Genomic DNA, 25,945 nt, shown 5'->3' with positions numbered 1-25,945 from the left:
GTAAATTATTAAATTAAATTTTTATGAAAACAAAAATATTCCTTTTCGTGTTGGGCGCCATTGTCGCCCTGTCCGGTTGTACCGGTGGTAATCAAAAACAGAAAGAGGCAACAGGTGAGACTGTTACGGTAACACACTCTTTGGGTACGGTAGAAGTGCCCGTAAACCCGCAGCGAGTGGTAGCGCTTGATTTTTCTGCTTTGGAAAATCTCGATTATCTGGGTATTAAGCCTGTCGGCATTCCTAAATCGGGAGTGCCGAGTCATCTGAGTAAATATAAAGATGATCCTTCCATAGCGGATGTAGGTACTGTGGTGGAGGTCAATCTTGAAAAGATCAATGAACTGCAGCCCGATCTGATCATTATCGGGGGAAGACTGGCCGATTCTTATAACGACCTTTCAGCCATTGCTCCTGTAATATATCCTACCGTGATGGGCACGACCGATTTCCTTGGTGCTTTTAAATCCAATCTGGATGATCTTGGACGGATTTTCGATAAGCAGGATGAAGTAGACCGGGCGTATGTAGGGATCGTAAAGAAAGTAGAAGAAGTGAAAGCAAAGATAGATACTTCGGACGATAGGGCGCTTATCCTGCTGCACAACAGGGGACGGTTCAGCGCTTATGGGAGCGGTTCACGTTTTGGTATTATCCATGATGTGCTGGGTTTCAAGGAAGCCGAAAAAGGGTTAGGTACACAGATTCATGGAACTCCCGTATCGAGTGAATTTGTACAGAAAGCCAATCCGGATGTTATTTTTATTGTCGACCGGAGTATGATTGTAGGAAATGGTGTCATGGACAAGGATGAGGTGGAAAATAAGTTGGTGAAACAAACCAACGCCGCTCAAAACGGGAAAATCTTCTACCTGAACCCCGAAGTGTGGTATCTTGCCGGTGGTGGAATTGCATCTGTGAACATGATGATAGACGAAATATCGCAGGCACTCTAAAAAATAAAATATGTGGTGGGTATATGCTCTCCTATCCGCTTTATTCGCTGCGCTTACGGCCATCTTTGCCAAGGTAGGCGTAGCGAATGTCAATTCCAATCTCGCAACGGGTATCCGTACCATTGTCATCCTGATCATGATCTGGCTGATTATTTTCAGTCGGGGTGAAACCAAAGGATTGTATACCCTTTCGCGGCACAACGTTATTTTTCTGGTTATTTCAGGAGTGGCTACCGGCCTTTCCTGGATTTTTTATTTCAAGGCACTACAACTCGGAGATGTCACCCAGGTTGCCATGCTGGATAAACTCAGCATCGTCCTGACTATCCTGTTGGCAGCTATCTTTCTGGGTGAAACCATCACTTTGCGTACGACTATCGCCGCGGTACTGATCGTAGCCGGAACATTGCTGCTGGTCGTGAAATAAGATATAAGGCGATAATCATTATCTTTGCATCAGACTGATTTGACACTTGATGCCAACAGCATTATTTCAAAACTGATTATCGTATGAAACTGAAAATAACCCTGATCCTTTGCTGCTGTGCTGTTTTACTTTCTGCACAGGAGAAGCCTTCGCAGCAATGGCTCGACCGCAAGTTCTCCATGTTTATCCATTTTGGCTTATATTCCGTGTACGGGGGGGTATATGAAGGTGAGCCGGTCAGGCGGGGTTACAGTGAACAGATCCAGTCGTTCGCTGGTATCTTCAGTGACTGGTATGGTAACACAGCCAATGAGTTTAATCCCGTCAAATGGAATCCTGACAGTATTGTCTCACTGGCAAAGCAGGCGGGCATGGGATCTATTGTCTTTACTTCCAAGCATCATGACGGGTTTTGCATGTATCATTCCGCTTATACTGATTATAATATTGTGGATACTACCCCTTATGGCAGGGACTTGATGAAAGAACTGGCTGAAGCATGTGAACGGGGTGGGATTGCCTTCGGAGTTTATTTTTCACTGATCGACTGGCATTTCCCGCAGGCTTATCCCATTTCAAGTCATAATGCCGATCCGCTTACGCCGGAACATTATGCGTTCAACCTGAAGCAGGTGGAGGAAATTATGACCCATTATGGCCTTCTCTCCGAGATTTGGTTCGATATGGGTTCGCTGACACCCGGACAAAGTAAAGGGTTGTATGAACTGGTCAACCGGTTGCAACCACAATGTATGATCAGTGGCCGCCTGGGGAACGATTATGTGGACTTCTCGGTGATGGCCGATAACGAATATCCCGATTACCAGATCGGTGTGCCTTGGCAGACGGCTGCTTCCATGTTCGATGAGACCTGGGGGTACCGCTCCTGGCAAGAAAGAGGTGAAGTACAACCGAAAGTAAGGGAAAAGATTGAGAGTCTTGTAAAAGTGATCAGCAGGGGAGGGAATTTCCTACTCAATATCGGCCCAAGGGGGGATGGTTCCGTGGTCGAGTTTGAGCAGCAGGTATTACTCAACATCGGCGATTGGGTAAAAGCCAATAGTGAAGCTATTTATGGAGTCCGTGCCAATCCGTTTCATCAAACATTTGCCTGGGGTGACATCACTACGAAAGAAGATCGTCTGTTTGCCTTTGTCGAAAACATACCGGAGTCGGGCAAGATCGAATTATCCGGGTTCAATGGCAAAGTGAAGGGGGTGACACAACTGGCATCTGGAGATCAACTGCCTTACACCCAAAACAAAGGAGAATTGGAAATCGATCTCTCCACTGTATCCTCCGGAGAGGACATTCCCGTGTTGAAAATTATGTTTGAGGACGGGTATACCATTATTCCTCCGTCGATTGTGACGAACGGGATCTTAACTCCCCGGAATGCTGCCTCCCTATATGGGCATTCGAGTCTCAATTATTATGCCGGCTACAAAAGTGTGATCGGTTATGATTGGATACTCTATTCTCGGAAATCATCCGTCTCTCCGCAAATTACTTTCACAGAAAATGAAAGAGGGAGAAGGATAGAATTGGAGATTGACGGGCGGAGACACCCGGTCACATTGGAAGCAGATGCATCAGAAACGGTCCGATTGCCCGGGAACAGTGTGAAATGGGGTAATCTGTACAGAAAACCGGGTAGGGGTGTGTTTGGTAACGTGGAAGAAGAACGCATACAGCGGGTCGATGTAAACAGAGCCGGTTCGCGGTGGGAAGCAGTGGATGAGTTCCATTACGGAGAGAGTTATACAGAATCTATCTTACAGCGTGCAAGTGTTGTTTTCCTGCAGGAAATAGAATCAACGGACGAACAGACTGTCGCTGTGAAGATCGAAAGTGGCAATGCTGTTTATATCCTGCTCAACGGGGAGTATGTCACAGCACATTTTTCGCCCGACAGGGTCAAGCGACAGGAAGAGACCGTCCTGTTACCGCTAAAAAAAGGGCGTAATCAGCTGATCATTAAATATTATAACGGCTTTGAAAAGGAATTTTCTTATGGCATCACCCCATTGGATGAGTGGACGGTCTATACCCGGAAGCTTGCTTCTGTCCCCTTGGGGAAAGGAGTCGATCACCAAATTTCCATCCGTTCCGCCGATTCCCCTTCGAATGTATCTCCCCTGCGATTGAACAATATCAATGTCATGTTCCGTTAATTTTAAAATTCGCATCTCATTGATTATCTTTGTATATAAATTTCAGAATCAAGAATCAAGAACCAAGACTTTTAATTTGGGATACGGGAACTGTGTCCTGTTGATTCATTGGTAATTGGTAATTAATAATTGGTAATTAAAAAGAAATGTCCCCATTATTCATACAGTATCCTAAATGCGGCACTTGCCGCAAAGCCTCCAAATGGTTGGACGAAAATCATGTGGAAGTAACTTCAAGACACATTGTAGAAGAGAATCCTACCAGGGAAGAACTCTCGCTGTGGATTGACAGGAGCGGATTACCCATCAACCGTTTTTTCAACACGTCCGGCTTGGTTTACAAGGAACAAAATTTGAAGGAGAAGGTGAAAACGGCCTCACGTGATGAACTGCTCGATATTCTGGCTTCGAACGGTATGGTGGTAAAGCGTCCTATTGTCGTGGCCGATGACTTTGTGCTGGTCGGCTTTAACGATAAAGAGTGGAAAGCGAAGCTCGGGTGAGGCGTGGGTGGAGAAATTCGATGAAACCACCGTGCCAAAACGAGAATCGGCGTAAGAGAGTCAACAAATGAAGATCGCGAATATAGAATTTCCGGATAATCCCGTATTCCTCGCTCCGATGGAGGATGTGAGCGATATAGGTTTTCGATTGCTGTGCAAGCAGTTCGGGGCTGATATGGTCTATACTGAATTTGTATCGAGTGATGCCCTTATCCGGGATATAAAGAAAACCAAGGAGAAAATATTCTTTAGTGAGGAAGAGCGCCCCCTTGGGATACAGATCTACGGAAGTGACCCCGATGCGATGGTGGAGGCTGCCAAAATCTGTGAAGAAGCCGATCCCGACCTGATCGATATCAATTTTGGCTGTCCGGTAAAGAAAATCGCCGGGAAGGGTGCCGGGTCGGGGATGATGCGTACGCCTGATGTGATGCTCGATATCACCGCAAAGGTCGTGAAAGCGGTCAATAAACCGGTCACAGTCAAGACCCGCCTGGGATGGGACGACAACTCCAGGATTATTGTACAATTGGCGGAACGGTTGCAGGATTGTGGCATCGTGGCATTGACCATCCACGGTCGTACCCGCTCTCAGATGTATAAGGGAGATGCTGACTGGACATTGATCAGGGAGGTGAAGAATAACCCCCGCATGCATATCCCCATTATCGGCAATGGAGATGTGACTACGGTAGAACAGTGTAGGCAACGTTTCGACGATACCGGCGTGGATGCCGTGATGATCGGCCGTGGAAGCATTGGTGCACCGTGGATATTCAGGGAGATGAAGTATTACCTGCAGACCGGTGAACCCCTCCCAAAAGAACCTTTCCGCTGGTATCTGGATGTCCTCAAAAGGCAGGTACTCGAAAGTGTGGAACGGATTGACGAAACACGTGGAATCCTTCACATGCGCCGTCATCTGGCAGCTACACCTTTGTTCAAAGGCATCCCCGATTTCAAACCCACACGCATTGCCATGCTCCGTGCCAGTACCCTTAAAGAATTATTCGCTATCATGGATGAGATTCCGGAGAAATATCAGGTGGATTAAACAATTTTAAACTGTGTTAGTCTTACTGAAAAACATAAAATAATATGATGAAGAAAATTTTAATCTTGGCACTATTAATGTTGGTCGTTGCAGGGCTCTCCGCTCAACAGTCCTCCCTTGTGGAAGATGCTTTGGAGAGGAGTGTTGAAGAGAAAGTGGCTTCCATGCAGAAACTCATTGGTTTTGATGATGCGCAGGCGAAAGAACTGAAGGAAATGGAACTGCATTTTCTGAAGGAAGTGAACAAAGCCGAGAATTGTTTTCTATGTAAAAAGCAGAAACGTATTGAGAAACTGAAAAAGAAACGCGATGTGGAACTGCAAAAGATTCTCGAACGTGATCAATATATCAAATATGATGCGATCGAGAACGATAGGATAAAGAAACGCCCGTTATGGGCTAACTAACAATAAAAAATAAGGAGACCTTCGGAGCCTCTTTATTTTTTTACCATCCTTTTGTGGGATGTTTTTATTTTCGTAATTCCCGGAGCTTTTGGAAATCATCCGCGGTCAGTTTCACATTATCTATGATAACAGGTTTAGCCATATCACGGGAATCCATGATATCTTTCGTTTGCATGCTGCGTGTTGACCGAGGTTGTACGGGAAGATAATCGGCATCTCCTGAGATCAGGTACAACGCTTGTCCCAATAATACATCTTTCGTATCGCCTATAGGAGTCCAGTAGTCAATATAACCAAACCCTTCGTTCAATTTATGGTCGGGGGCTAAATATCCGGGATTGCTGAAATTCTTACTATCCTTGTCGGCATACATGGCTACGATGGGTTGCATGGCCCAGTTTTTCAATTGTGTTTTTTCGGAAGATGAAAGTTTCTTTTCGTCATATACTGGCATTCCGAGTTCGTCGTCATACCCGTGAACAGTCCATGATGCCGTATATTTTCCTCCTGTGTTTCCCCCGATGTGCACCACATCCATATAGGGCTCCAGACAGAATAATGTGAGTTCTGAAGCTGAATAGGATCCACCTGTCGCGATGATATATACTTTGCTTAAATCGAGATTAGCATCTAGCGGATTTTTATCTTTGGAGGAGTCAAAAGTGCCAAAATAATCTTTTCTGTCATATTTGTATTTGTCGGCCGGTTTTGCCTCCTTATACCATTGGTCGAACAGACTATTCCATAGATCATTGTAATCCATGACAACAAAGGGAGACTTGTCTTCTATAATAGCTTTTGGCGCTATCAGGGAAGCCAGATAAATTGCAGAAGATACAGATCCTCCGGTATTATAGCGCAAATCTAACACCAAATCGGTTACGCCAGACTGTTTAAATTGGCTGAAAACTTCATACAAGCGATAATTATAATTATCGTAGTAATTGGTATAAAATAGGTATCCGATTTTCTTATCTCCTATAGTGTAAATATTGTCGTAAAGAACAGGATTTTTGGCACTTTTATCAGGCGTAATAGTAACCTCTTTATCCGGTATAATCTGATCCCCTGATAGTTTATAGGTGGAGAATGTGACGCTATTATTGCCATAGAGTAGATTGATTGATTGGTCACTTATATAGGTGTTCCCGCCTCTTTGCACAGTCGTAATAGGTTGCCCGTTCAGTTCTCCTATCCAATCAAGCCGCTGTAATCCTGCTTTCGAAGCCGGTGTATTGGGATATACATATTTAATGATCGCGAACACATCGTTTCCGATCATGGTGAAACTCAGATCATATCCAAATGACAGCGATTCACCTTCAAATCCGGCTAAAAGCCCGTTCACATCATCTGTGATCCATGACCATCCTTTCTGGGTATCTGTGGGATGCAGGATTTTATAGAAATAATTTTCCGGATCGACATCGGTAAGTTTTGGTTCTTTGCTTGTTATGTAATCTGCCCAGTAATAATAAGTAGACATTCCGTCATACACAAACTGGGTGACAATATTTATATCTTGTGAAATAGTCGCATTCCCGCTGACAGTTGCATCGGCCGCATATAGATAAGTTTTATCATCAAGCGCATAACCTGCTGTTGGAGGGTCTACGGTATTATCTATGACCGCCGGGTAGCTTTTTTCGCTTCCTTTACTGTATTTTACAACAAACGATTGGCTTGTCGCGTCATAAGTAACTGAAACGACATCTCCCAGGGAAGTATCCTGAGTATCTTTGGAGTCGCAGGATGAAACCACAAACATCAGTGTGGCAATAAGCGGAAAAATGAGAAATAATCGTTTCATAATGGAGGTTTTTGTGCTATTATTTAAAATGATAGACTGCGAAAATAGGAAAGAATTGGTTACTATTTGTCAAATCTTAGAAATTTAACGTTCCCTTGCCTTGCCGGGTGATTTCCGGTTCGTCGGAAGTGCAATTGACTATCGTGGAAGGTTCAATTCCTCCAAATCCGCCGTCGATCACGATATCGGCGATTTCTCCCCATTTTTCGTGGATCAATTCGGGATCGGTGGTATATTCCATTTCATCATCTTCATCCTTTACGGATGTGCTCAGCACCGGGTTTCCGAGCTGTGCCACAATTTCCCGGATAATATTATTGTCGGGCACACGGATACCCACAGTCTTCTTGTTCTTGTAGATTTTGGGTAAGGAGGAGGTGGTAGGCAAAATAAAGGTGAACGGGCCCGGCAGGTTCCGCTTCATCAGTTTAAAGACGGGGGTGCTTACTTTTGCATATTCACTGATCACACTCAAATCGTTGCAGATGATCGACAGATTGCTTTTTTGGGGATTGATCCCTTTCAGGCCGCATATCCTCTCTACCGCCCGTACGTTCAGCGCGTCGCACCCCATACCATACAGTGTATCGGTAGGATAGATGACAATACCTCCGTCACGAAGGGTGGAAACCACTTTCTCTATTTCCCGGGGATTCGGGTTCTCATTATATAATTTTAGAAGCATAACATGCAAATATACATGATAAAAATGGATTATGACCCAGACACATAAAAAAATAGCTTCAACCTTGTCGATCGAAGCTAATTTATTCAACGTTACGGTGATATTTACCCGTAAATCACATTGCCGTTTTCATCGCGATTTTCATCCAGTCCGTTGCTGTATTGCTTCATCGCGCGCAGACTCATGCCCATGCTCGAGAAACCTCCGTCGTTGTAAAGGTTTTGCATGGTGACCTTGCGGGTGAGGTCGGAAAACATCACGATACAATAATCGGCACAATCGTCGGCATCGGCATTTCCGATGGGAGCCATCCGCTCGGAGAAATCCATCAGGTCGGTCATCCCTTTTACTCCGCTACCCGCGGTGGTCATGGTGGGCGACTGCGAGATGGTGTTCACGCGTACCCCTTTGTCTCGTCCAAGGATGTATCCGAAACTGCGTGTGATGGATTCGAGCAACGCTTTCGCATCTGCCATGTCGTTATAGCCATAAAAAACACGCTGCGCAGCTACATAGGTAAGAGCGAGCATTGATCCGCCCCTTTCAACAGCATCTAATTTGCGGGCTACCTGCAGCATCTTGTGGAATGAAATGGCTGAAATGTCAAGGGTCTTTGCCAGCATATCGTAGTCAAGATCATCGTAGGTCCTTTTTTTGCGGACGTTCGGCGACATGCCGATGGAGTGGAGCACGAAATCGATTTTCCCTCCCAGTATCTCCATCGATTTGGAAAATACCATTTCGAGGTCTTCCACATTGGTGGCGTCTGCCGGAAGGATCTCGGCGTTGAGTTTCTCTCCCAGTTTGTTTGTATCTCCCATGCGGACTGCAACCGGAGTGTTGGATAACGTGATAGTAGCACCTTCTTCAACAGCTCTTTCAGCGACTTTCCAGGCAATGGACTGATCATTCAGTGCTCCGAAGATAATGCCTCTTTTACCTTTTAATAAATTGTAACTCATAATTTTTTCAATTTTGATTCTCCGGAAAAAATCAATTGTTCCGGAACTTTTATTATGCTTGCTGTGATTTATTTTCGAAAAACTGCGCAAATTTACAAAAACTGTGCAATAATTAAACGTTTAGTGAGGAAATAAGTTCTCGATACCCGCAAAAAAGAGAGTGAACCTTATTTGACCCACTCTCTTTCCTTAATTTTTCGGATAAATGATTATGCCTTTACTGCGTCGTTTTCTACTGTAATTCCTTTCCAGACAACAGCCGCTATTGCAGCGCCAAGTAATGGGGCTACAATGAATAACCATAGTTGGGATAATGCCGCACCTCCTTCAAAAAGAGCCGGGCCTATACTGCGGGCGGGATTTACAGACGTTCCTGTAATGGGAATACAAACAATATGCACCAATACCAATGCCAGACCGATAGCCAGACCTGCAAATTTATTCAGGCCATTCTTGGCAGTCACTCCTAGTACAACCAGTACAAAGATGAAAGTGAACACCGTCTCGGCTACAAAGGCCACACTCATCTGCCCGTCGGCAAAACCGTTGGCTCCGGTGAGGGTGGTGGTGGAACCGGAATCTTTTGCCAAAAACCAGAGGATGGAAGATCCTAAAATAGCTCCGATCACCTGAAAGATCATATACATGCCGGCATCTTTACCGCTCATCCTGCCCGAAAGGAATACTCCCAGTGTGATGGCCGGATTGATATGGCATCCCGAAATACTACCGATGGCATAAGCCATTGCCACTACCGAAAGGCCAAATGCAAACGCAACGCCTAACGTACCCACGGAATCAAAAGGCTGCCCTGCCCCTGCAAACACGGCTGCACCGCAGCCCATTAATACCAGTACCATCGTACCGATCATTTCTGCTAAATACTTCTTCATTATTTTTTGATATTTTAGTAAAATATACATTACTCTGCAAAGAAAGAAATTAATTTGTAATAAATTACGAATCAGATTAGAAATTGTGGAGTCATTCCACATATTTCTTTTCTTCCTTCCTGGAGAATGCGTTTTACTGTTTTTACCAAATTTTATGTGAAACCTATTGAACATTTGTCGGCTTAGTTGTTATTAATGGTAGTAATTTCAGTTATGACAATCACTTATATATATCATAGTTGCTATCTGATTGAATTCGATGGGTTTTCAATACTCTTCGATTATTATAAGGATGTGCCCCGTGAAGATGGTTCGGAATGGGTGAGAGATTGGCTGCTCAATAAAGAGGAGGAGCTCTATGTGTTGTGTTCGCATTCGCACTACGATCATTTTAATCCCGAAATTCTCTCCTGGAGGGAACGGAAGAAGAATATCCGGTATATCTTCTCCAGGGAGTTGTTGGAGACCGGGGTTTCAAAAGCGGGGGATGCCCTCTATCTTGAAAAAGAAGAGGTATATCGCGACCAGCGACTTATGATAAAGGCATTTGGGTCGACGGATGCCGGAGGTTCCTTTTTAATAGAATACAATAAACGGCAGTTTTTTCATGCCGGCGACCTGAACAACTGGCACTGGAGTGAGGAGGTAAGTGCGGAAGAGGCACTTTCTTATGAAAATCATTATCTATGTGAACTGGAATTGTTGGCGGAACAGACTAATCGTCTCTATCTGGCGATGTTTCCCGTTGATCCCCGGTTGGGAAAGGAATTTATGCGGGGGCCGGAACAGTTTGTGTCACGTATAAAAACCGACCTTTTCCTGCCGATGCACTTTGGGGAGAATTATGATCAAGTGAATCGGTTCGAAGAGATTGCGGCACGGTACGATTGTCAATGTCTGCCGTTATCGCACCCGGGACAATCCTTTACGTTTGATTAAAAGAATAAAGAACAAAGAGTAAAGACTTTTGGAGTCAAGACATCTAGAACCAAGAGCCAAGATGCAAGAACGAAGAGTGAATTTTCTTAAGAACGAGGGCAGAGCAAACTTGTTTGTACTATGCTGAGCGATGACGGAAAGTCTACGTAGTGAAGATTGAAAATTGAAAAAAGTTCCACACTTCTCCACTTCTTAACTTCTTAACTTCTCAATTTCTCCACTTCTCCACTTCTCAATCAACAGTGCAACAATTCAACAATTTAAAAAATTAGAAAATTATGGAAATAAAAGCAAGATTCGATCATTACAACATCAATGTATTTGACTTACAAAAGAGTATTGAATTTTATGACAAGGCATTGGGCCTGAAAGAGGTCCGCCGTAAAGAAGCATCCGACGGATCCTATATACTGGTCTATCTGGGTGATGGGGTGACGGGTTTTACACTCGAACTCACATGGCTGCGCGATTGGGACAGGCCTTACAATATGGGTGATAACGAGCAGCACCTGTGTCTCCGTGTGGAAGGAGATTATGACGAGACGAGGGCTTTCCATAAGGAAATGGGCTGTGTGTGTTACGAAAATCATACAATGGGGCTTTATTTTATCATTGATCCCGACGGATACTGGATTGAAGTATTACCTTTGCAGAAGTAATCAGTAAAATATTCCCGGGCGTTTTTCTCCGTTCAAAAAAATGCGTTGAAACATTTGGGTTTTTAATTTTGTCTCTTAAGAGTATGGATTTTTTCAATTACAAGCGTCGCCCTACCATCGATGTACATGTGGGAAATCTAGTCATGGGTGGAAACTATCCGGTTGTCGTGCAGACGATGACCAGTACCAATACGCTCGATACCGAGGGCAGCGTGGCGCAGTGCGAACGCATCATCGCTGCCGGTGCCGACCTGATCCGCCTGACGACGCAGGGTGTACGCGAAGCCAATAATTTACGGGAGATACATCAGCAACTGAGGGATAAGGGATATACCATCCCCCTGTCGGCCGATATTCATTTTAATCCCCGTGCGGCGGAGGTGGCAGCCACCATCGCCGAGAAAGTACGTATCAATCCCGGTAATTTCGTGGATAAACAAAAAACTTTTGCCGAGTTGGAGTATACCGATGAGGAGTATGCACAGGAACTGGAAAAAATACGTTCGAAGGTAGTTCCTTTTCTGCGTATCTGTAAGGAACATGGAACGGCCGTGCGTATCGGCGTGAACCACGGTTCCCTGTCGGACCGCATCATGAGCCGCTATGGTGACACCCCCGAAGGGATGGTGGAATCCTGTATGGAATATCTGCGGATCGCCATGGAAGAAGATTTTTCCGATATAGTGATATCGATGAAGACTTCCAATACCTTGTTGATGACCAATGCCGTACGTCTGTTAGTCGCCACTATGGACAAGGAGGATATCCATTTCCCGCTCCATCTGGGAGTGACCGAAGCCGGAGACGGAGAGGACGGTAGGATGAAGTCGGCGGTGGGCATCGGTGCCCTGTTGAGCGACGGTCTGGGGGACACCATCCGTGTTTCGTTGAGCGAAGACCCCGAAGCGGAAGTGCCCGTGGCCAGGAAATTGGTGGATTATGTAAACCTGAGAAACGGGCATACGCCAATAGAAGGCCGTGCTTATCCCGGCTTCTCTCCCTATTCCACAGACCGCCGTGAAACGGACAGTGTCTGGAATATCGGTGGAGAATATCTACCGGTGGTAATATCCGACAGGAGTAAAATCGATGACATGTCGATCAATCCACATTTCATCCCCGATTATATTTATGTGGGAAACCGTATGCCGGTTAACTTCCCGAAGGGAATGAAATCTATTATCGATTATCCCTATTGGGAAGAGAGGATAGATAATTTTCCGCTCTTTACGGGCGACTCCCTTGATAAAATAAACGATTGCAACGCAGAAGTGAAGTTTTTAAGGATTTCCTATCCCGACCTTTCGGATGAGGTGATGGCTTTCCTGAAGGAGACGCCCAAAATAGCGGTGATTCTTACTACGGGTCATCAGAACGGTGTAGGCGAACAAAGGGCTTTCTTTCATGCGTTATTGAATGCAGGCTGCCGCGTGCCGGTCATCATTCAGCGGAATTATGCCGAAGATGAGGCAGAAGATATTCAGGTGAAAGGCGGCGTGGATTTCGGTACTGTTCTCCTCGATGGCTTCGGTAACGGAATTATGATAAGTAATCAGGGGCAGATAGATATTACCGATCTCGATGCGTATGCTTTCGGTATTTTGCAGGCAGCACGCGTGCGGACAAGCAAAACCGAGTTTATTTCCTGTCCCAGTTGCGGAAGGACATTATTCGACTTGCAGACGACTGTTGCTTTGGTAAAACAGCATTTCTCTCATCTCAAGCACTTGAAAATAGGGGTGATGGGCTGTATTGTGAATGGACCCGGTGAGATGGCCGATGCCGATTACGGATATGTAGGGGCCGAACATGGAAAGATATCACTCTACCGGAAGAAGGAACTGGTAGAGAAAAATATTCCCCAGGCAGAAGCTGTAGAACGCCTGATCCAGTTGATCAAAGACCATGGCGACTGGATTGAACCTGAAAGGAACTGATCAGGAGAGGCAAGGACCCCCGTTTTAGAAGAAGGGGCATAAGATATGTTTGCATTCAGGAAAGGATATGTTTAAAGATAAAATGATTATTGGCATTTCTTTTGGAAATTTGCGAAAAAAGCAGTAATATTGCACCCGCTTTCGCTGAAACTAAAAGCTGAAAGAGAGGTCCCATAGCTCAGTTGGTTAGAGCACCTGACTCATAATCAGGGAGTCCTTGGTTCAAGCCCAAGTGGGACCACATTTTTTGAATGGAGAGTTGTCTTTTGAAGGCAGCTCTTTTTTTTATCCATATATCAATCCTCTTTTGTCTGTTCTATATTTGTCCGGAGAAAGGAATCGCGGATAGGTTGCTTCTCCTATAAATAAAACTTTTGTACATTTGTCGTGAAAAATCATCTTCTTAATTGGTCTCTTTTATGAAACGAGCGTTTGTTCTATTGCTAATACTCATGTGTTTTCTAGGAGCGGCTTTTGGACAGACACCAAGCCAATGGTTTTCAGTCAAAGATTCCATCGCCGGAATGTCGTCTCTGACAGGCCTTCCTGTTACGGCAACCCGTTACGAAACTCCTGCTAAAATATACAGATGGCACTGGGATGGTGGCTCGGATAATTTATTGCTTGAACTCAGAGAGACCAACAAGAAAGGGACGTCGTTCAAAAACGGTGGAACGCTTAACATGGTCGGCTTGTGGGATAAAGAGTTGAAATGGGTAAGGGAGGTAAACTATAACTCCTCGGAACTGAAACAGCAGGGCAGCTACTATTTTCTTACCGACAAGAAGAAAAACCTCTGCATTGATCCCGAAACGGGAGCGGTGTTGTGGGAGAATAAGAATGATTTTTATTTTATAGAACCTTCCCTGCATATCGGCGTGGGATATCCCATCCAGTCCATGTCGAATAAGTTGACGGCTGTCAATTTATCAAACGGAAAAGAACTGTGGTACAGGGATCTCGACCGTTCATTCGGTTGGGATGATGCATATATGCTGGATGATTCCGTATTGTTGATTTCAACCAATGGTCTCCGGGCTGTCCATCTTGTAAATGGAGCGGGTTGGGCATACAAGGCAAATACTACAAAAAAAGAGATTGGGAAGATGATCGGTGTCAATGCATTTGGTCTCCTTCTTGGTGTGTTTACCGGTGTATATACTTATCAGGACCAGCCTGACGTGGCTTCCGATATGGTGTCGAATATGCTGATCGACCCCGATGAATCCATCGTATTGGCTTCTCGTGATCAAATTGCCAGGGTGGATAATGCCGGGAATGTTTTGTGGACTACTCCATTGCCGGAGAAAATTACTTCGAAATCATCCCTGTTTCTCGTCGATTCCGTGGTGTATATGATTAATCGGGGGTATGCGCAATACAACGGCGGTTTTTCTATGATTGGAGACCCCTATCTCGCGGCATTTGATCTGAAGACCGGTAATCGGTTATATCTTACCCTTATCCAGGAAAAGAAAGAGTTTATCCGTAATTTTCAGGTGGTAAACGATATGCTGTTCGTGGTCTTTGAAGATAAGATCGGCTTTTATCGATTGGGAGATGGCACGTTGATAAAGGAGAAAGTGATTGAACTGCAGAAAGATGAGCACTTAGATGCTTTTGTAGAGTCGGGGATATATTGGAAACGGAACGATTCCGAATTCACAGACCTCATGTCCGAGTTTTCCAATTACAATCTGATGATGACCACCCAAGGACGGGTTTTTGTGCTGACCGACAGCCTGGAGAAGGTATTCGCCTATGACAGGGACGATCTGTATCATATAGCGACTGAAAATTCTCGGTATGCGTTGATCACAAATAACGATTCCGATTTTGTAGTGCTCGATGCTTCGGACAATCCGGTGGCGGCATTGAAAGCATCCGGTGAGATGTTTTTATACCGTGATAAGCTTTATTTCTTTGATAAAGATTCTTTTTCGGAGATCGATCTTAGCCAGTTGAGTCAACCAGCTTCGATCTCTGTCTGGCAATCTATTTTTAAACAAGTCTCCAGATTTATTCCGAATTCGTATAATTGAGATGCTGTCCGGATAATATTTACATGGAAAAAGCAGGGTAATGTCATCTACACGTGGTGAATTCGTGTAAAAAACTCTCGATAAAACCGGTTGTCGCCTCGATACCCAATACCGACGAATTGATGCACAAATGGTACGACTCGGCGGCGCCCCATTGTTTATTGCTGTAATAATTGTAATATCCGGCCCGTTTTTTATCGGTTTTCCCAATCAGCTCCAACGCTTTCTTCTCGGTCAGTTCATAGTAATCCATGACCCGCTTTACCCGGTCGCCTTCTTCGGCGCTGATAAAGACGTTTAAGGCATGTGGATGATCGCGCAAAATATAATCGGCGCAACGCCCGACAAATATACACGATTTTTCGCGGGCCAAATCCTGTATCACATCGCTTTGAATTTTAAACAACATTTCGTTCCAAAGGTAATTATTAGAGAAATCTTCATCCAGCACCGATGTTTTAAGTCCCAGCCATCCTCCGGTCAAGGAAAAACGTTTCTTTTCATCTGCTTTTTCAAACACTTCTTTGGCCAAACCACTCTGTTTCGAAGCCAACGTGATCAACTCCTTGTCGTAAAACGCAATATCCAGCCGCTTTGCTAAAAGCTGCCCTATTTGGCGGCCCCCGCTACCTAACTGGCGACCTATGTTAATAATAAAATTGTCCTTCATTTCTTTATTTTTTAAGTAAATCCAATAGAAGTGCAGTATGTCTCACAAGTGGCGTATGCCTTACAAATGGCGTAAGCGCTTCACTAAACATGCTGTTGGGGAGGACCTAACTCTTCCTGCCCTTTTAATTTAAATTGCCGGAATTGATAAATCAACATGGCCGCAGCCACGATGCTCGAAATCAGATCGGCGGCAGGCATGCTGTACCAGATGCCGTTGATTCCCCAGTAATAAGGAAAGATCAGCAAGCAGGGTAACAGGAACAACAATTGGCGGCTGAGTGACATGAATATGGCCTTGCCGACCATCCCGATACTCTGGAAAAAGTTGGACGTTACCATCTGGAAGCCGATGATCGGGTACGTTAAGAAGACAATGTGTAACCCATTTTTTGAAAGCTCAATCAGTTCCCTGTCGCTGGTAAACATGGAGGCAATTGTTTCCGGAAAAAAGAGTACGACCAGAAAACCGAAAGTAGTCACGCCGGTGGCCAGAATAATCGATTTTTTCAGGACCTCGTTCACCCTCTTATAGAGCATAGCCCCGAAATTATAACCGGCAATGGGCTGCATCCCCTGATTCAATCCCATTACAATCATGAGAAACAAATAGGAGATACGGTTTACAATGCCATAAGCCCCAATGGCCATATCACCTCCCGTGCGTAACAATCCCTGATTGATGACAATGACGATCAGACAAGATACGGCATTCATCAGAAATGGCGACAGCCCGATCGAAAGCGAATCGGTCACGATTTTTTTATGAAGCTTAAAGGCTTTTTTCTGAAGGTAAATGAAATTATTCTTATTGCTGAAGAATTTCAATTGCCAGACCAACATGACCGTTTGTGAAATGACGGTAGCCCATGCGCTTCCTTTTATTCCCCATTGAAATACGAAAATAAACAGTGGATTCAGCACAAGGTTGATCAGTACGGTAGCTATGGTGGCAACCATTGCCTTCTCCGGCCTTCCTGCTGAGCGTAGCATGCCGTTCAGCCCCAGGTACAGGTGGGAGATGACGTTACCCAACAAAATAACATGCATAAAATCTCGTGCATATGGGATCGTTGCCTCGCTGGCCCCGAAAAAGTAGAGGATCGGGTCCAGGAAGATAAGCGCCACGACCGAAAACCCGATACCGAAAATAATATTCAATGTCAGTTCATTCCCTAAGATGATATTAGCGGTCTGGTAATCTTTCTGCCCCATGCGTATAGAAAGCAACGTAGCCGCCCCTGCGCCGACCAGTGAACCGAAAGCGGCCGCCAGGTTCATCAGCGGGAAAGTAATGGCCAGTCCCGAAATGGCCAATGGCCCCACTCCATGCCCGATAAAAATACTGTCGGTAATATGGTACAGAGATGAAGCCGTCATGGCAATAATAGCCGGAATGGCGTATTGTGCCAATAATTTACCTATTTTTTCCGTGCCTAATTCCGTCGGATTTTTTACTACACTCATTCGTTATCATTCTTTTTTATTTTCCGGCCTCAAAGCTACTAAAAAAGAAGATGATGATTTCGTTAAATAAATCAAATAACAATAAATAAGAATTGGCCGGAACACCATTGTTAACCGGTCATCGTCCTTAGGGTTAGTAAGAAATGGGTTTTGATTAATCTTTAAAATCTGAAACTTTGTAGACCCAGGCATGCTCCGACGGATACTCATCGATCGTTAAAACGGGTGGTGTGATGGTTAGCCTGCCGTTTTGCAATGATGCGTTAACAGTGCCTGGATATCCCAGTAATTCCACTTCCCCTGCCTGTTCCAGTCCAGGGATGATGAGGGGATCCTGTTGCCATTCTTTGAGGATGACGTACAGGTTGCCCTCCCTTTGGGTGAAAGCAATCTGCCCGGCTTCCGGTTTGTTGGCGTTTCGCCACGGGCTGGAAGAATAGATGGCCTCACCGTTTATCTTGAGCCATTTCCCCATATCGAGCAACCGCTCTTGCATCACTACCGGTATCATTCCTGTGGCATCGGGTCCCACGTTCAGCAGGAAATTACCTCCGTTGGAAACTTTATCGATCAGGATATCGATCAATTGCTTCGATGAGAGATAATGTGCGGATGTCTCAAACCGGTTGTAGCCATACGATGTGCCTATGCCCCGACTCTCTTCCCATGGATGGTCGGCCTTGTCGCCGATACCTTCACTACTGTGCACCAGATCATACTCTGTGGTGTAATAATCGCCGTGTTTACTACGTGTCTCCTTACCCCAGCGATCGTTTGCCACTACCGAGTTTTTTACGGGGGATTCGTTGTATAGCCATGCTAAAAACTCCTCGCTTTTAAGTGTCTTGCTGTCGTAATCCCATTCTCCATCGGAGAAGATTATTTCGGGTTTGTAAGTGTTTACCAACTCTTTCATTTGCGGGATCATGTGGGTGTCTACCCATTGTTCGATGGTGGGTTGGGTATACAAAGGATGTGCCCATTCGAGCAAAGAGTAGTATAACCCGAAACGCATTCCCGCATCGCGTACAGCAGTTGACAGCGTGTCTATAATATCCATGTGTGGACCCATCACCACACTGTTCCATTGTGGGGTTTGGGTACTCGGCCACAGGCAGAAGCCATCGTGGTGTTTAGATGTCAGTACCACGTATCTGGCTCCTGCTTCTTTGAAAAGTTCTGCCCATTCCGTGGGATTAAAATATTCTGCCGTGAACATGGGAGCAAAATCGGCGTATGTAAAATTCTTACCGTAATGCTTGGTGTGAAAATCGGTAAATAATTTGTTCCCGGCTAATAAACGGTTGTAATAATGTTCGGCATACTTTTCATAGATACCTTCCACTTCATTGACAGGGGCATATGCCGGGACTGAATACAATCCCCAATGGATGAATATCCCGAATTTGGCGTCCGGCCACCAGGAAGGTATCTCACGCTTGTCAAGCGATTGCCAGTCGGCTTTGAATTGTGCTTGCGCAGTAGAGAATGCGAAGACAAGAAGAATAATCATTAATTTTTTCATCGTATCCATTTAAATAAAAATATTAGTTTTCCCCAAAATTATATCGTCCAAAGTTAGTGAATAACTTTATATTATCCTCTAAAAAAGGAAGAGGATATCCCAAACGTGAGATATCCTCTTCTATAATATATGATGATTGCCGCTTTACAATCATCATTCGCCGGTACATTACATGTCGGTAACCGGTTTGTATTTGGGCACAAGTGATTTCATGATTGCCCATCCTATCAGGTAAGCGAAGGCACAGACACAGAAGATAATGAAATAGCCGGCAGGCTTTCCCTCAAATCCCATGAATGTCATATTGGTCTCACCGGCAAAATAGAACAGGTTACCCGCTCCTTTCTGCATAATCATCGATCCTATACCTCCTGCCATACCGCCAATGCCGGTGACGGTGGCGATGGCCCCCTGTGGCAACATGTCACCGATGGTGGAGAAAAGATTGGCGCTCCAAGCCTGGTGCGCAGCACATCCGATAGAGATGAGCAAGACGGGAATCCATGCCGCATTCTTGCCTAGATAGGCAAATTCCATACCCAATGGTTGTGCAAATAATACCACTAATGGGAAAAATGCAAAAATCAGCATCGCCTTCATGCGTGCGGCATACGGATTCTGACCGCTCCTGTGAATAAACACAGTGGGCAGCTTCCCACCATATATTGAGAGCACCGTCACAATCAGGTAAAGCGTGAAAATAAGGGCCATGCCCAATCCTTCGGTTGTTTTAATGCCAAATTGTGTATTCAGGTAGGACGGAGTCCAGAACAGGAAGAACCACCACACTCCGTCGGTCATGAATTTTCCTGCGACAAATGCCCAGGTTTGTTTATATGAAAAACATTTTTTCAAGGATACTTTTGCGATGCTTTGTTTGTTTTCCGCTTCGCTCAATTCATATTTGTCCTGTTCAATATAATCCAGTTCAGCTTTATTGACCCTTTTACTTTCTGCCGGTTTATCGTAGAAGAAAACCCAGAATCCCATCCAGATAAAACCCAGCACCCCGATAATGATGAACGCCATTTCCCAGCCAAACGCTTTTGCCAACGGAGGAATACTCAGCGGTGCAAACAATGCGCCGATGGATGCGCCGGCATTAAAGATGGAAGTGGCATAAGCACGGTCTTTTTTGGGGAAATACTCGGCTGTTGCCTTGATCGCTGCCGGAAAGTTACCGGCTTCTCCCAGGGCAAGCACACCCCGTGCCACCAAAAAACACCACATGCTCACTGTGGCAATCACTACCGCCACATCTCCTGTGGCCGCAATCAGTTCGGCCCTGTTGCCCAAACCCACATAGGCTTCAGTGACAATGCCGCACAGTGCATGTAGGCATGCGCCAAAACTCCAAACGCCGATGGCCCAAAGAAATCCCTTTTTAGTCCCCATCCACTCTACAAAACGGCCTGCAAAAAGCATACTGATGGCATAAAAAATGGAAAAGAATGAGGTGATAGTCCCGTAATGCGACTCATTCCAGTGAAATTCGGGTTTGATAAATTCGTCCCACGTAAGTGACAGGACCTGCCTGTCTAAATAATTGATGGTTGTTGCCACAAATAGCATTGCGACGATCGTCCAACGGAAATTAGTCATTTTTGCTGTACCTTCTCCTTGTAGTTTACTCATGATTTTTATGATAATTATTGTTTAGAATTTTCATACGATTTTTTATGTTTATATTTCGGGGTATGGAACATTTGCATTAAGCTAAATGAGTAAAGTCAAACTTGTTTGAACTTTGCCATAGCGAGCAAATGACTAACTTTAGCGAACTCGCGATAATCATGAACTTAGATGCAATGGTGTTCATGCTCGTTTCACTGAAACTGGTCTTTTTCAACACTTATTATTGACGAAAATGGGTATGACCAAAAGTTCGTTTTTCTGAGTGTATACGCTACTGATATTTTTTAACAATTGACAGACTCTGGCTGCACAGTTCGGTGATCTTGTGCCACTCCCCATTTTTTAGCACCTCTTTTGGGAAAAGATTGGAGCCCATTCCCACGCAGGTCACCCCTGCACGGAACCATGCGGAAAGGTTTTCTTCGGTAGGCTCTACCCCTCCTGTAACCATAATCCTGGACCATGGCATGGGCCCTTTGATGTTTTTCACGAATGAAGGGCCACCCACGTTCCCGCCCGGAAATACTTTCACGATCTCTGCACCCAACTCCTGGGCCAGGCCAATCTCTGAGACGGTGGCACAGCCGGGTGAATAAGCGATCTGCCTGCGGTTGCATACTTTAAATACTTCGGGATTCAGCAATGGGCCTACTACAAAGTTTGCCCCCAATTGAATATAGAGTGCGGCAGTAGGGGCATCCACTATGGAGCCGATACCCAATATCATCTCCGGGCACTCCTTGTCTGCCCATTTCACCAGCCCGGCAAACACCTCATGGGCAAAATCACCCCTGTTGGTAAATTCGAATGCCCTGACACCTCCCTCATAACATGCTTTCAGTACCTTTTTTGCCACTTCGGTATCGGAATGATAAAATACAGGTACAATGCCCGTATTCACCATAGTTTGATAGACTTGCAGTCGTGTAAATTTAGCCATATTTTTAATTAGAATAAAGAGTAAAGAGTAAAGAGTAAAGAATAAAGACTTTTGTAAATGAAAAGTGAATTTTCTTAGGAACGAGGGCAGAAGCAAACTTGTTTGTATTATGCCGAGTGAGGACCTTTACCGTACCACTCTTCCCGATCCGTCGCCTTTCATCAGAGTTTCCACTTCCGAAACAGTCACCAGGTTGTAATCACCATAAATGGTATGTTTCAGGCAGGAGGCTGCTACGGCAAAGTCGAGTGCTTTCTGGTCGTCACCCGTATAGGTCAGTAATCCGTAGACCAGGCCACCCATGAAGGAATCCCCTCCGCCTACTCTGTCCACGATATGGGTAATATCATATCTCCTGGATTGGTAGAGCTTGTCGGAATAGAGGCATCCACCCCATGTATTGTGATTGGCATTGATGGAACCGCGCAGTGTAATAATCACCTTTTTCGCACGGGGGAATTTTTGCATCAGTTGTTTGCAGACCGACTCGAATTCCGCTGCATCCACCTCTCCTGATGTATGTGCTACCTCGAATCCTTCCGGTTTGATACCGAATACTTTCTCGGCATCTTCTTCATTGCCCAGGATGATATCGCATCCCTTTACCAGTTCGGGCATGATGTCCGCAGCCTTTTTTCCATATTTCCAGAGGTTTTTCCGGTAGTTGAGGTCGCACGAAACGGTTACGCCCAGGTCATTGGCCGTCCGGATCGCTTCGAGGCAGGCATCGGCAGCTCCCTGCGAGAGGGCGGGGGTGATTCCGGTCCAGTGGAACCATGATGCATCCTTGAGTATCTCTTTCCAGTTGAACATTCCCTTTCCTACTTCTGCGATGGAGGAATGCGCCCTGTCGTAGACTACTTTTGAAGGTCGTGCCACAGCCCCGGTTTCGAGGAAATAGATACCTACACGTTCTCCGCCACGCAGGATATGCTCTGTCCCGACGTTCATTTTCCTGAGATCGGAGATACACCATGAGGCGATATCATTCTCGGGCAGACGGGTGACAAACTCCACGGGAATACCGTAGTTCGCCAGTGAAACGGCTACATTGGCTTCGCCGCCGCCAAAGGTAGCGGTCAGGTGGTCCGACTGGATAAATCTTTTATAATCGGGTGTGGCGAGACGCAACATGATCTCGCCGAAAGTTACCACTTTCTGCATTTTATTTTATCTGAATAGTGAATGGTTGATCTATTTTTTCTTTCTCTTGTTTTACAAACTGGATCCAGGCCTCAAAGCTGTCGAATCCGGCTTTGCTCCAACCTCCACCGGCATAATAGGTATAGGATGTGCCGGGTTGATAGTTGTTCAATCCCAGAAGATGTCCGTTTGCCACTTTGATATCCCTGAATCCGTCGGGGTGGATAACTGCAGTATAAATAGTACCGTTGACATTATCGGCCGGAGTTTCGTAAGCAATAATACCGGAATTGTCGCCAAAGATAATTTCCGGTTTATCTTTCTCCATTACAATGCCGGTAGCGACGGTCAGTTCATCGGCATCCACCTTGTTGAAAACATTGGTCACCTTGTTAAAGTGCCTGTATGCATCCAAAGAGATGAAACGTACTTCGTCGATTGTTTCTCCACCTGCTTCATAAGGATCATAGGTGAGTATAAGAGTAATCCGGAGCGGCCCGTTGTCGAGGATTTCCGCTGTTACAAAATTGTCACCTAAGCATAAGGTATCATTATCGAGGGGAGCGGTCATTCCCAAGCCGAGGGTACGTCCGACTTTATAAAAATCCAACCCCTCTCCATGATCTTCATGGTAGGAGGCAACTCCAGCCAGATCGTCTTTATACCACTTGTCGATGACTAACGACTCGGTTTTCTTGGCCCAGAAGTCCATTCCGTTACTGATCTCACCGGTTGCTTTTAGCGCAGGACCGTATATTCTGAAAGCGACACGGTTGTTCTCCCATGCGAAGTCATCTTTTCGTTCAGGTACCAGGCGGCCGTATACAAGTGGGGTAAATGTTTCCGGCTCCCCTGTTGTAATTTGGAAAGTAGCTGTCTGTCCGGCTTGCAGGGAGACCGGAAAAATGAGCGTTTCTTTAATTCCCGTTTTATCATTGGTCACAAGTTGATAGGGGAGTTGCTGTCCGTTGTCACCGGTTACGATGATTGTTTCCTCTGCTGAAAGCGATAGTTTTTGCTGTACTGTTATCCAGTCGAGTTCTACCATCTCATTTTCTTTGTCTATTGATGCCGGGTTGTTCACTTCTACTATCAACGCTTGTTTTGAGGGACTGCACCCTATAAATAGCGCGGTTGCCAGCAGTAATGTAAAAATTTTTGTTTGCATAGCTGTTTAATTAATATGCCAATATACCAATGTGCCAATGTGAGAATTGAAAATTGACGTAGTTAAATTAGAAGTCTGAAGTTGCGAAGTTAAGAAGTTAAGAAGTTAAGAAGTTGAGAAGTTAAGAATACCCATAACTCTCTGTCTCCCCAGTCCCCCTCTTTCCTCGTTTCCAAGTCATCCTCTCTCCCCAGTCACTTTCCACCTTTCCACTTTTCACCTGTATTATGGTTGTTTCCCGATATACGCCAGGATACCACCATCCACATAGAGGATATGTCCATTCACGAAGTTGGAAGCTTCCGACGCAAGGAAGACAGCAGGTCCTGCCAGGTCTTCGGCAGTACCCCACCGGGCGGCCGGTGTTTTGGCAATGATAAAGGAGTCGAACGGATGGTGCGACCCGTCGGGTTGTCTTTCCCTTAATGGAGCGGTTTGCGGTGTGGCGATGTATCCCGGGCCGAGACCGTTGCACTGGATGTTGTGTTCGCCGTACTCGGAACAGATATTCCTTGTCAACATCTTTAGTCCACCTTTAGCAGCCGCATAAGCGGAAACGGTTTCACGTCCCAGTTCGCTCATCATGGAGCAGATATTGATGATTTTTCCGTGTCCCTTTTTGATCATATGGGGGATGACCGCTTTTGAAACGATAAACGGTCCGTTCAGGTCAATGTCGATCACCTGCCGGAATTCGGCAGCACTCATCTCGTGCATCGGTATACGTTTAATGATACCGGCGTTGTTTACGAGGATATCAATTACGCCAACATCTTCTGTAACCTGGGTAACGAATTGATTCACCGCCTCTTCGTTTGTCACGTCACACACGTAACCATGGGCCTCAATCCCTTTTTCCTTATAAGCCGCAAGGCCTTTATCCACCAATTCCTGCTTGATATCATTGAATACGATTTTGGCGCCTGCATCTGCAAAGGCGGATGCTATGGCAAACCCGATACCATAGGATGCTCCTGTGACAAGAGCTATTTTTCCCTCTAATGAAAAATTAACCATAATATTTTATCTTAAATCAATTATTTTAGAAAAATCCTGATCCCCATAATCGAGATTCTCGCCTGCCATACCCCAGATGAAGGTATAGTTGGTGGTAGCTGCACCTGCATGGATCGACCATTCGGGAGAAAGCACGGCCTGGTCGTTATGCATCCATATATGGCGTGTCTCATCGGGTTCGCCCATAAAGTGGCAGACAGCCTGGTCTTCGGGCACCTCGAAATAGAAGTAGGCCTCCATCCTTCGGGAGTGGATATGTGCCGGCATGGTATTCCACACGCTTCCGGGAGCCAGTTCGGTCATTCCCATTTGTAACTGGCAGGTAGGCAGCACCTGGTTGACGATCATCTTATTGATATTTCGGTGGTTGGATGATTCCAGAGCTCCCATTTCCGCTACCACAGCATCGGCTTTGGTCACCTTTTTATCAGGATAGTTACGGTGTGCCGTAGACGAGTTGAAATAAAACTTTGCGGGTTTGGCGGCATCATCACTTTCAAAATAGACTTCACGTTCACCGGAACCGAGGTAAAGCGCCTCTTTGTAATCAAGTTCAAAAACAGTATCTCCCACCTTTACTTTTCCCTTGCCTCCTACATTGAAGATGCCCAATTCACGACGGCATAGAAATACCGGCTGTTTCAACGGGTCTATCGCTTCAAGGTGCAACGGCTCGTTCACCGGCATAGCTCCTCCCACCACCATGCGGTCGTACATCGAGTAAACCATATTCACTTCATCGGGAGCGAATAATTTCTCTATGAGAAAATCCCTTCGCAAACGCTGCGTGTCATAAGATTTCGCATCTTCGGGGTGTGCTGCATAACGTAATTGATAATTTGTCTTCATAATATATATTTGTTTTTTTGATAATCTGAATAAGCCTGTGTACACGCACAAAAATACTATTTATTCTAATTATATCAAAAAAAT

The 25,945-nt window shown here is 45.3% G+C and carries 23 protein-coding genes and 1 tRNA gene; 11 read left to right on the top strand and 13 right to left on the bottom strand.

Annotation, left to right across the window (positions count from 1 at the left end; genetic code table 11):
* Positions 1-23: 23 nt before the first annotated feature.
* The 6 genes from ABV001_RS10145 (at position 24) to ABV001_RS10120 (ending at position 5,521) form a co-directional block, all read left to right on the top strand.
* Entirely contained in the window at positions 24-956 is a 933-nt protein-coding gene (locus tag ABV001_RS10145; protein WP_352422693.1) for a siderophore ABC transporter substrate-binding protein, read from the top strand.
* Positions 957-966: 10 nt separating this feature from the next.
* Positions 967-1,383 (top strand): EamA family transporter, encoded by a 417-nt coding sequence (locus tag ABV001_RS10140; RefSeq protein ID WP_294081718.1) that lies wholly within the window; start codon positions 967-969, stop codon positions 1,381-1,383.
* Between the two features lie 83 nt (positions 1,384-1,466).
* Positions 1,467-3,557 (top strand): alpha-L-fucosidase, encoded by a 2,091-nt coding sequence (locus ABV001_RS10135; RefSeq protein ID WP_352422692.1) that lies wholly within the window; start codon positions 1,467-1,469, stop codon positions 3,555-3,557.
* Positions 3,558-3,703: 146 nt separating this feature from the next.
* Positions 3,704-4,060, top strand: coding sequence for an arsenate reductase family protein (locus ABV001_RS10130; RefSeq protein WP_352422691.1), 357 nt, complete (start codon positions 3,704-3,706; stop codon positions 4,058-4,060).
* 67 nt (positions 4,061-4,127) lie between these two features.
* A complete protein-coding gene (gene dusB, locus ABV001_RS10125; protein ID WP_352422690.1) occupies positions 4,128-5,114 on the top strand; it encodes a tRNA dihydrouridine synthase DusB in 987 nt (328 codons plus the stop codon).
* Between the two features lie 44 nt (positions 5,115-5,158).
* Positions 5,159-5,521, top strand: a complete 363-nt coding sequence (locus ABV001_RS10120) for a hypothetical protein (protein ID WP_352422689.1) — start codon at positions 5,159-5,161, stop codon at positions 5,519-5,521.
* Between the two features lie 64 nt (positions 5,522-5,585).
* Here ABV001_RS10120 and ABV001_RS10115 read toward each other — a convergent pair whose 3' ends face one another.
* The 4 genes from ABV001_RS10115 to ABV001_RS10100 all read right to left on the bottom strand — a co-directional run bounded on the left by ABV001_RS10115 (position 5,586) and on the right by ABV001_RS10100 (position 9,871).
* On the bottom strand, positions 5,586-7,331 hold the full coding sequence (locus ABV001_RS10115; protein ID WP_352422688.1) for a S41 family peptidase: 1,746 nt from the start codon (positions 7,329-7,331) through the stop codon (positions 5,586-5,588).
* A gap of 76 nt (positions 7,332-7,407) precedes the next feature.
* Entirely contained in the window at positions 7,408-8,016 is a 609-nt protein-coding gene (locus ABV001_RS10110) for an L-threonylcarbamoyladenylate synthase (protein WP_352422687.1), read from the bottom strand.
* Positions 8,017-8,120: 104 nt separating this feature from the next.
* Positions 8,121-8,978, bottom strand: coding sequence for an enoyl-ACP reductase FabI (locus ABV001_RS10105; protein ID WP_352422686.1), 858 nt, complete (start codon positions 8,976-8,978; stop codon positions 8,121-8,123).
* 209 nt (positions 8,979-9,187) lie between these two features.
* Positions 9,188-9,871 (bottom strand): MIP family channel protein, encoded by a 684-nt coding sequence (locus ABV001_RS10100; protein WP_352422685.1) that lies wholly within the window; start codon positions 9,869-9,871, stop codon positions 9,188-9,190.
* Between the two features lie 213 nt (positions 9,872-10,084).
* Between ABV001_RS10100 and ABV001_RS10095 the strand changes: the two genes are divergently transcribed.
* The 5 genes from ABV001_RS10095 (at position 10,085) to ABV001_RS10075 (ending at position 15,448) form a co-directional block, all read left to right on the top strand.
* A complete protein-coding gene (locus ABV001_RS10095) occupies positions 10,085-10,810 on the top strand; it encodes an MBL fold metallo-hydrolase (protein WP_352422684.1) in 726 nt (241 codons plus the stop codon).
* A gap of 278 nt (positions 10,811-11,088) precedes the next feature.
* Positions 11,089-11,469: a VOC family protein gene (locus ABV001_RS10090; RefSeq protein ID WP_294081774.1), complete on the top strand. Its 381-nt coding sequence runs from the start codon at positions 11,089-11,091 to the stop codon at positions 11,467-11,469.
* Between the two features lie 83 nt (positions 11,470-11,552).
* Entirely contained in the window at positions 11,553-13,406 is a 1,854-nt protein-coding gene (locus ABV001_RS10085) for a 4-hydroxy-3-methylbut-2-en-1-yl diphosphate synthase (protein WP_352422683.1), read from the top strand.
* Positions 13,407-13,573: 167 nt separating this feature from the next.
* Positions 13,574-13,647: transfer RNA gene (locus ABV001_RS10080), tRNA-Ile, on the top strand.
* Positions 13,648-13,858: 211 nt separating this feature from the next.
* Entirely contained in the window at positions 13,859-15,448 is a 1,590-nt protein-coding gene (locus ABV001_RS10075) for an outer membrane protein assembly factor BamB family protein (protein WP_352422682.1), read from the top strand.
* Positions 15,449-15,491: 43 nt separating this feature from the next.
* On the opposite strand, the gene ABV001_RS10070 is transcribed toward ABV001_RS10075, so the two are convergent.
* From ABV001_RS10070 to kduI, 9 genes are all read right to left on the bottom strand, one after another.
* Positions 15,492-16,118, bottom strand: coding sequence for a cytidylate kinase-like family protein (locus ABV001_RS10070; RefSeq protein WP_352422681.1), 627 nt, complete (start codon positions 16,116-16,118; stop codon positions 15,492-15,494).
* A gap of 83 nt (positions 16,119-16,201) precedes the next feature.
* A complete protein-coding gene (locus ABV001_RS10065; protein WP_352422680.1) occupies positions 16,202-17,584 on the bottom strand; it encodes an MATE family efflux transporter in 1,383 nt (460 codons plus the stop codon).
* Positions 17,585-17,738: 154 nt separating this feature from the next.
* A complete protein-coding gene (locus tag ABV001_RS10060) occupies positions 17,739-19,109 on the bottom strand; it encodes an alpha-L-fucosidase (RefSeq protein WP_352422679.1) in 1,371 nt (456 codons plus the stop codon).
* A 168-nt stretch (positions 19,110-19,277) separates the two neighbouring features.
* Positions 19,278-20,711, bottom strand: coding sequence for an MFS transporter (locus ABV001_RS10055; protein ID WP_352422731.1), 1,434 nt, complete (start codon positions 20,709-20,711; stop codon positions 19,278-19,280).
* A gap of 304 nt (positions 20,712-21,015) precedes the next feature.
* Positions 21,016-21,684 (bottom strand): bifunctional 4-hydroxy-2-oxoglutarate aldolase/2-dehydro-3-deoxy-phosphogluconate aldolase, encoded by a 669-nt coding sequence (locus ABV001_RS10050; protein ID WP_352422678.1) that lies wholly within the window; start codon positions 21,682-21,684, stop codon positions 21,016-21,018.
* Between the two features lie 126 nt (positions 21,685-21,810).
* Entirely contained in the window at positions 21,811-22,848 is a 1,038-nt protein-coding gene (locus tag ABV001_RS10045) for a PfkB family carbohydrate kinase (protein WP_352422677.1), read from the bottom strand.
* Position 22,849: 1 nt separating this feature from the next.
* On the bottom strand, positions 22,850-23,995 hold the full coding sequence (locus tag ABV001_RS10040) for a BT3233 family polysaccharide utilization protein (RefSeq protein WP_352422676.1): 1,146 nt from the start codon (positions 23,993-23,995) through the stop codon (positions 22,850-22,852).
* A gap of 225 nt (positions 23,996-24,220) precedes the next feature.
* Positions 24,221-25,012 carry a gluconate 5-dehydrogenase gene (locus ABV001_RS10035; RefSeq protein ID WP_352422675.1) on the bottom strand — a complete coding sequence of 264 codons (792 nt, stop codon included), beginning with the start codon at positions 25,010-25,012 and terminating at the stop codon, positions 24,221-24,223.
* A 6-nt stretch (positions 25,013-25,018) separates the two neighbouring features.
* Positions 25,019-25,861, bottom strand: a complete 843-nt coding sequence (kduI, locus tag ABV001_RS10030; protein ID WP_352422674.1) for a 5-dehydro-4-deoxy-D-glucuronate isomerase — start codon at positions 25,859-25,861, stop codon at positions 25,019-25,021.
* Between the last annotated feature and the right edge of the window lie 84 nt (positions 25,862-25,945).

The sequence above is a fragment of the Proteiniphilum sp. genome (assembly GCF_040307845.1).
Taxonomy (GTDB): domain Bacteria; phylum Bacteroidota; class Bacteroidia; order Bacteroidales; family Dysgonomonadaceae; genus Proteiniphilum.
The sequence above is the reverse complement of the archived record's forward strand: the minus strand, read 5'-3'. Positions and strand labels throughout refer to the sequence as shown.

What these genes read in the sequence shown, in the direction of transcription:
- ABV001_RS10090 (WP_294081774.1), top strand. Translation starts at nt 11,089, where the DNA reads ATGGAAATAAAAGCAAGATTCGATCATTACAACATCAATGTATTTGAC.
- ABV001_RS10110 (WP_352422687.1), bottom strand. Translation starts at nt 8,016, where the DNA reads ATGCTTCTAAAATTATATAATGAGAACCCGAATCCCCGGGAAATAGAG.
- dusB (WP_352422690.1), top strand. Translation starts at nt 4,128, where the DNA reads ATGAAGATCGCGAATATAGAATTTCCGGATAATCCCGTATTCCTCGCT.
- ABV001_RS10060 (WP_352422679.1), bottom strand. Translation starts at nt 19,109, where the DNA reads ATGAAAAAATTAATGATTATTCTTCTTGTCTTCGCATTCTCTACTGCG.
- ABV001_RS10070 (WP_352422681.1), bottom strand. Translation starts at nt 16,118, where the DNA reads ATGAAGGACAATTTTATTATTAACATAGGTCGCCAGTTAGGTAGCGGG.
- ABV001_RS10135 (WP_352422692.1), top strand. Translation starts at nt 1,467, where the DNA reads ATGAAACTGAAAATAACCCTGATCCTTTGCTGCTGTGCTGTTTTACTT.
- ABV001_RS10095 (WP_352422684.1), top strand. Translation starts at nt 10,085, where the DNA reads ATGACAATCACTTATATATATCATAGTTGCTATCTGATTGAATTCGAT.
- ABV001_RS10085 (WP_352422683.1), top strand. Translation starts at nt 11,553, where the DNA reads ATGGATTTTTTCAATTACAAGCGTCGCCCTACCATCGATGTACATGTG.
- ABV001_RS10035 (WP_352422675.1), bottom strand. Translation starts at nt 25,012, where the DNA reads ATGGTTAATTTTTCATTAGAGGGAAAAATAGCTCTTGTCACAGGAGCA.
- ABV001_RS10140 (WP_294081718.1), top strand. Translation starts at nt 967, where the DNA reads ATGTGGTGGGTATATGCTCTCCTATCCGCTTTATTCGCTGCGCTTACG.
- ABV001_RS10050 (WP_352422678.1), bottom strand. Translation starts at nt 21,684, where the DNA reads ATGGCTAAATTTACACGACTGCAAGTCTATCAAACTATGGTGAATACG.
- ABV001_RS10105 (WP_352422686.1), bottom strand. Translation starts at nt 8,978, where the DNA reads ATGAGTTACAATTTATTAAAAGGTAAAAGAGGCATTATCTTCGGAGCA.
- ABV001_RS10120 (WP_352422689.1), top strand. Translation starts at nt 5,159, where the DNA reads ATGATGAAGAAAATTTTAATCTTGGCACTATTAATGTTGGTCGTTGCA.
- ABV001_RS10055 (WP_352422731.1), bottom strand. Translation starts at nt 20,711, where the DNA reads ATGACTAATTTCCGTTGGACGATCGTCGCAATGCTATTTGTGGCAACA.
- ABV001_RS10045 (WP_352422677.1), bottom strand. Translation starts at nt 22,848, where the DNA reads ATGCAGAAAGTGGTAACTTTCGGCGAGATCATGTTGCGTCTCGCCACA.
- ABV001_RS10115 (WP_352422688.1), bottom strand. Translation starts at nt 7,331, where the DNA reads ATGAAACGATTATTTCTCATTTTTCCGCTTATTGCCACACTGATGTTT.
- ABV001_RS10040 (WP_352422676.1), bottom strand. Translation starts at nt 23,995, where the DNA reads ATGCAAACAAAAATTTTTACATTACTGCTGGCAACCGCGCTATTTATA.
- kduI (WP_352422674.1), bottom strand. Translation starts at nt 25,861, where the DNA reads ATGAAGACAAATTATCAATTACGTTATGCAGCACACCCCGAAGATGCG.
- ABV001_RS10065 (WP_352422680.1), bottom strand. Translation starts at nt 17,584, where the DNA reads ATGAGTGTAGTAAAAAATCCGACGGAATTAGGCACGGAAAAAATAGGT.
- ABV001_RS10130 (WP_352422691.1), top strand. Translation starts at nt 3,704, where the DNA reads ATGTCCCCATTATTCATACAGTATCCTAAATGCGGCACTTGCCGCAAA.
- ABV001_RS10100 (WP_352422685.1), bottom strand. Translation starts at nt 9,871, where the DNA reads ATGAAGAAGTATTTAGCAGAAATGATCGGTACGATGGTACTGGTATTA.
- ABV001_RS10145 (WP_352422693.1), top strand. Translation starts at nt 24, where the DNA reads ATGAAAACAAAAATATTCCTTTTCGTGTTGGGCGCCATTGTCGCCCTG.
- ABV001_RS10075 (WP_352422682.1), top strand. Translation starts at nt 13,859, where the DNA reads ATGTGTTTTCTAGGAGCGGCTTTTGGACAGACACCAAGCCAATGGTTT.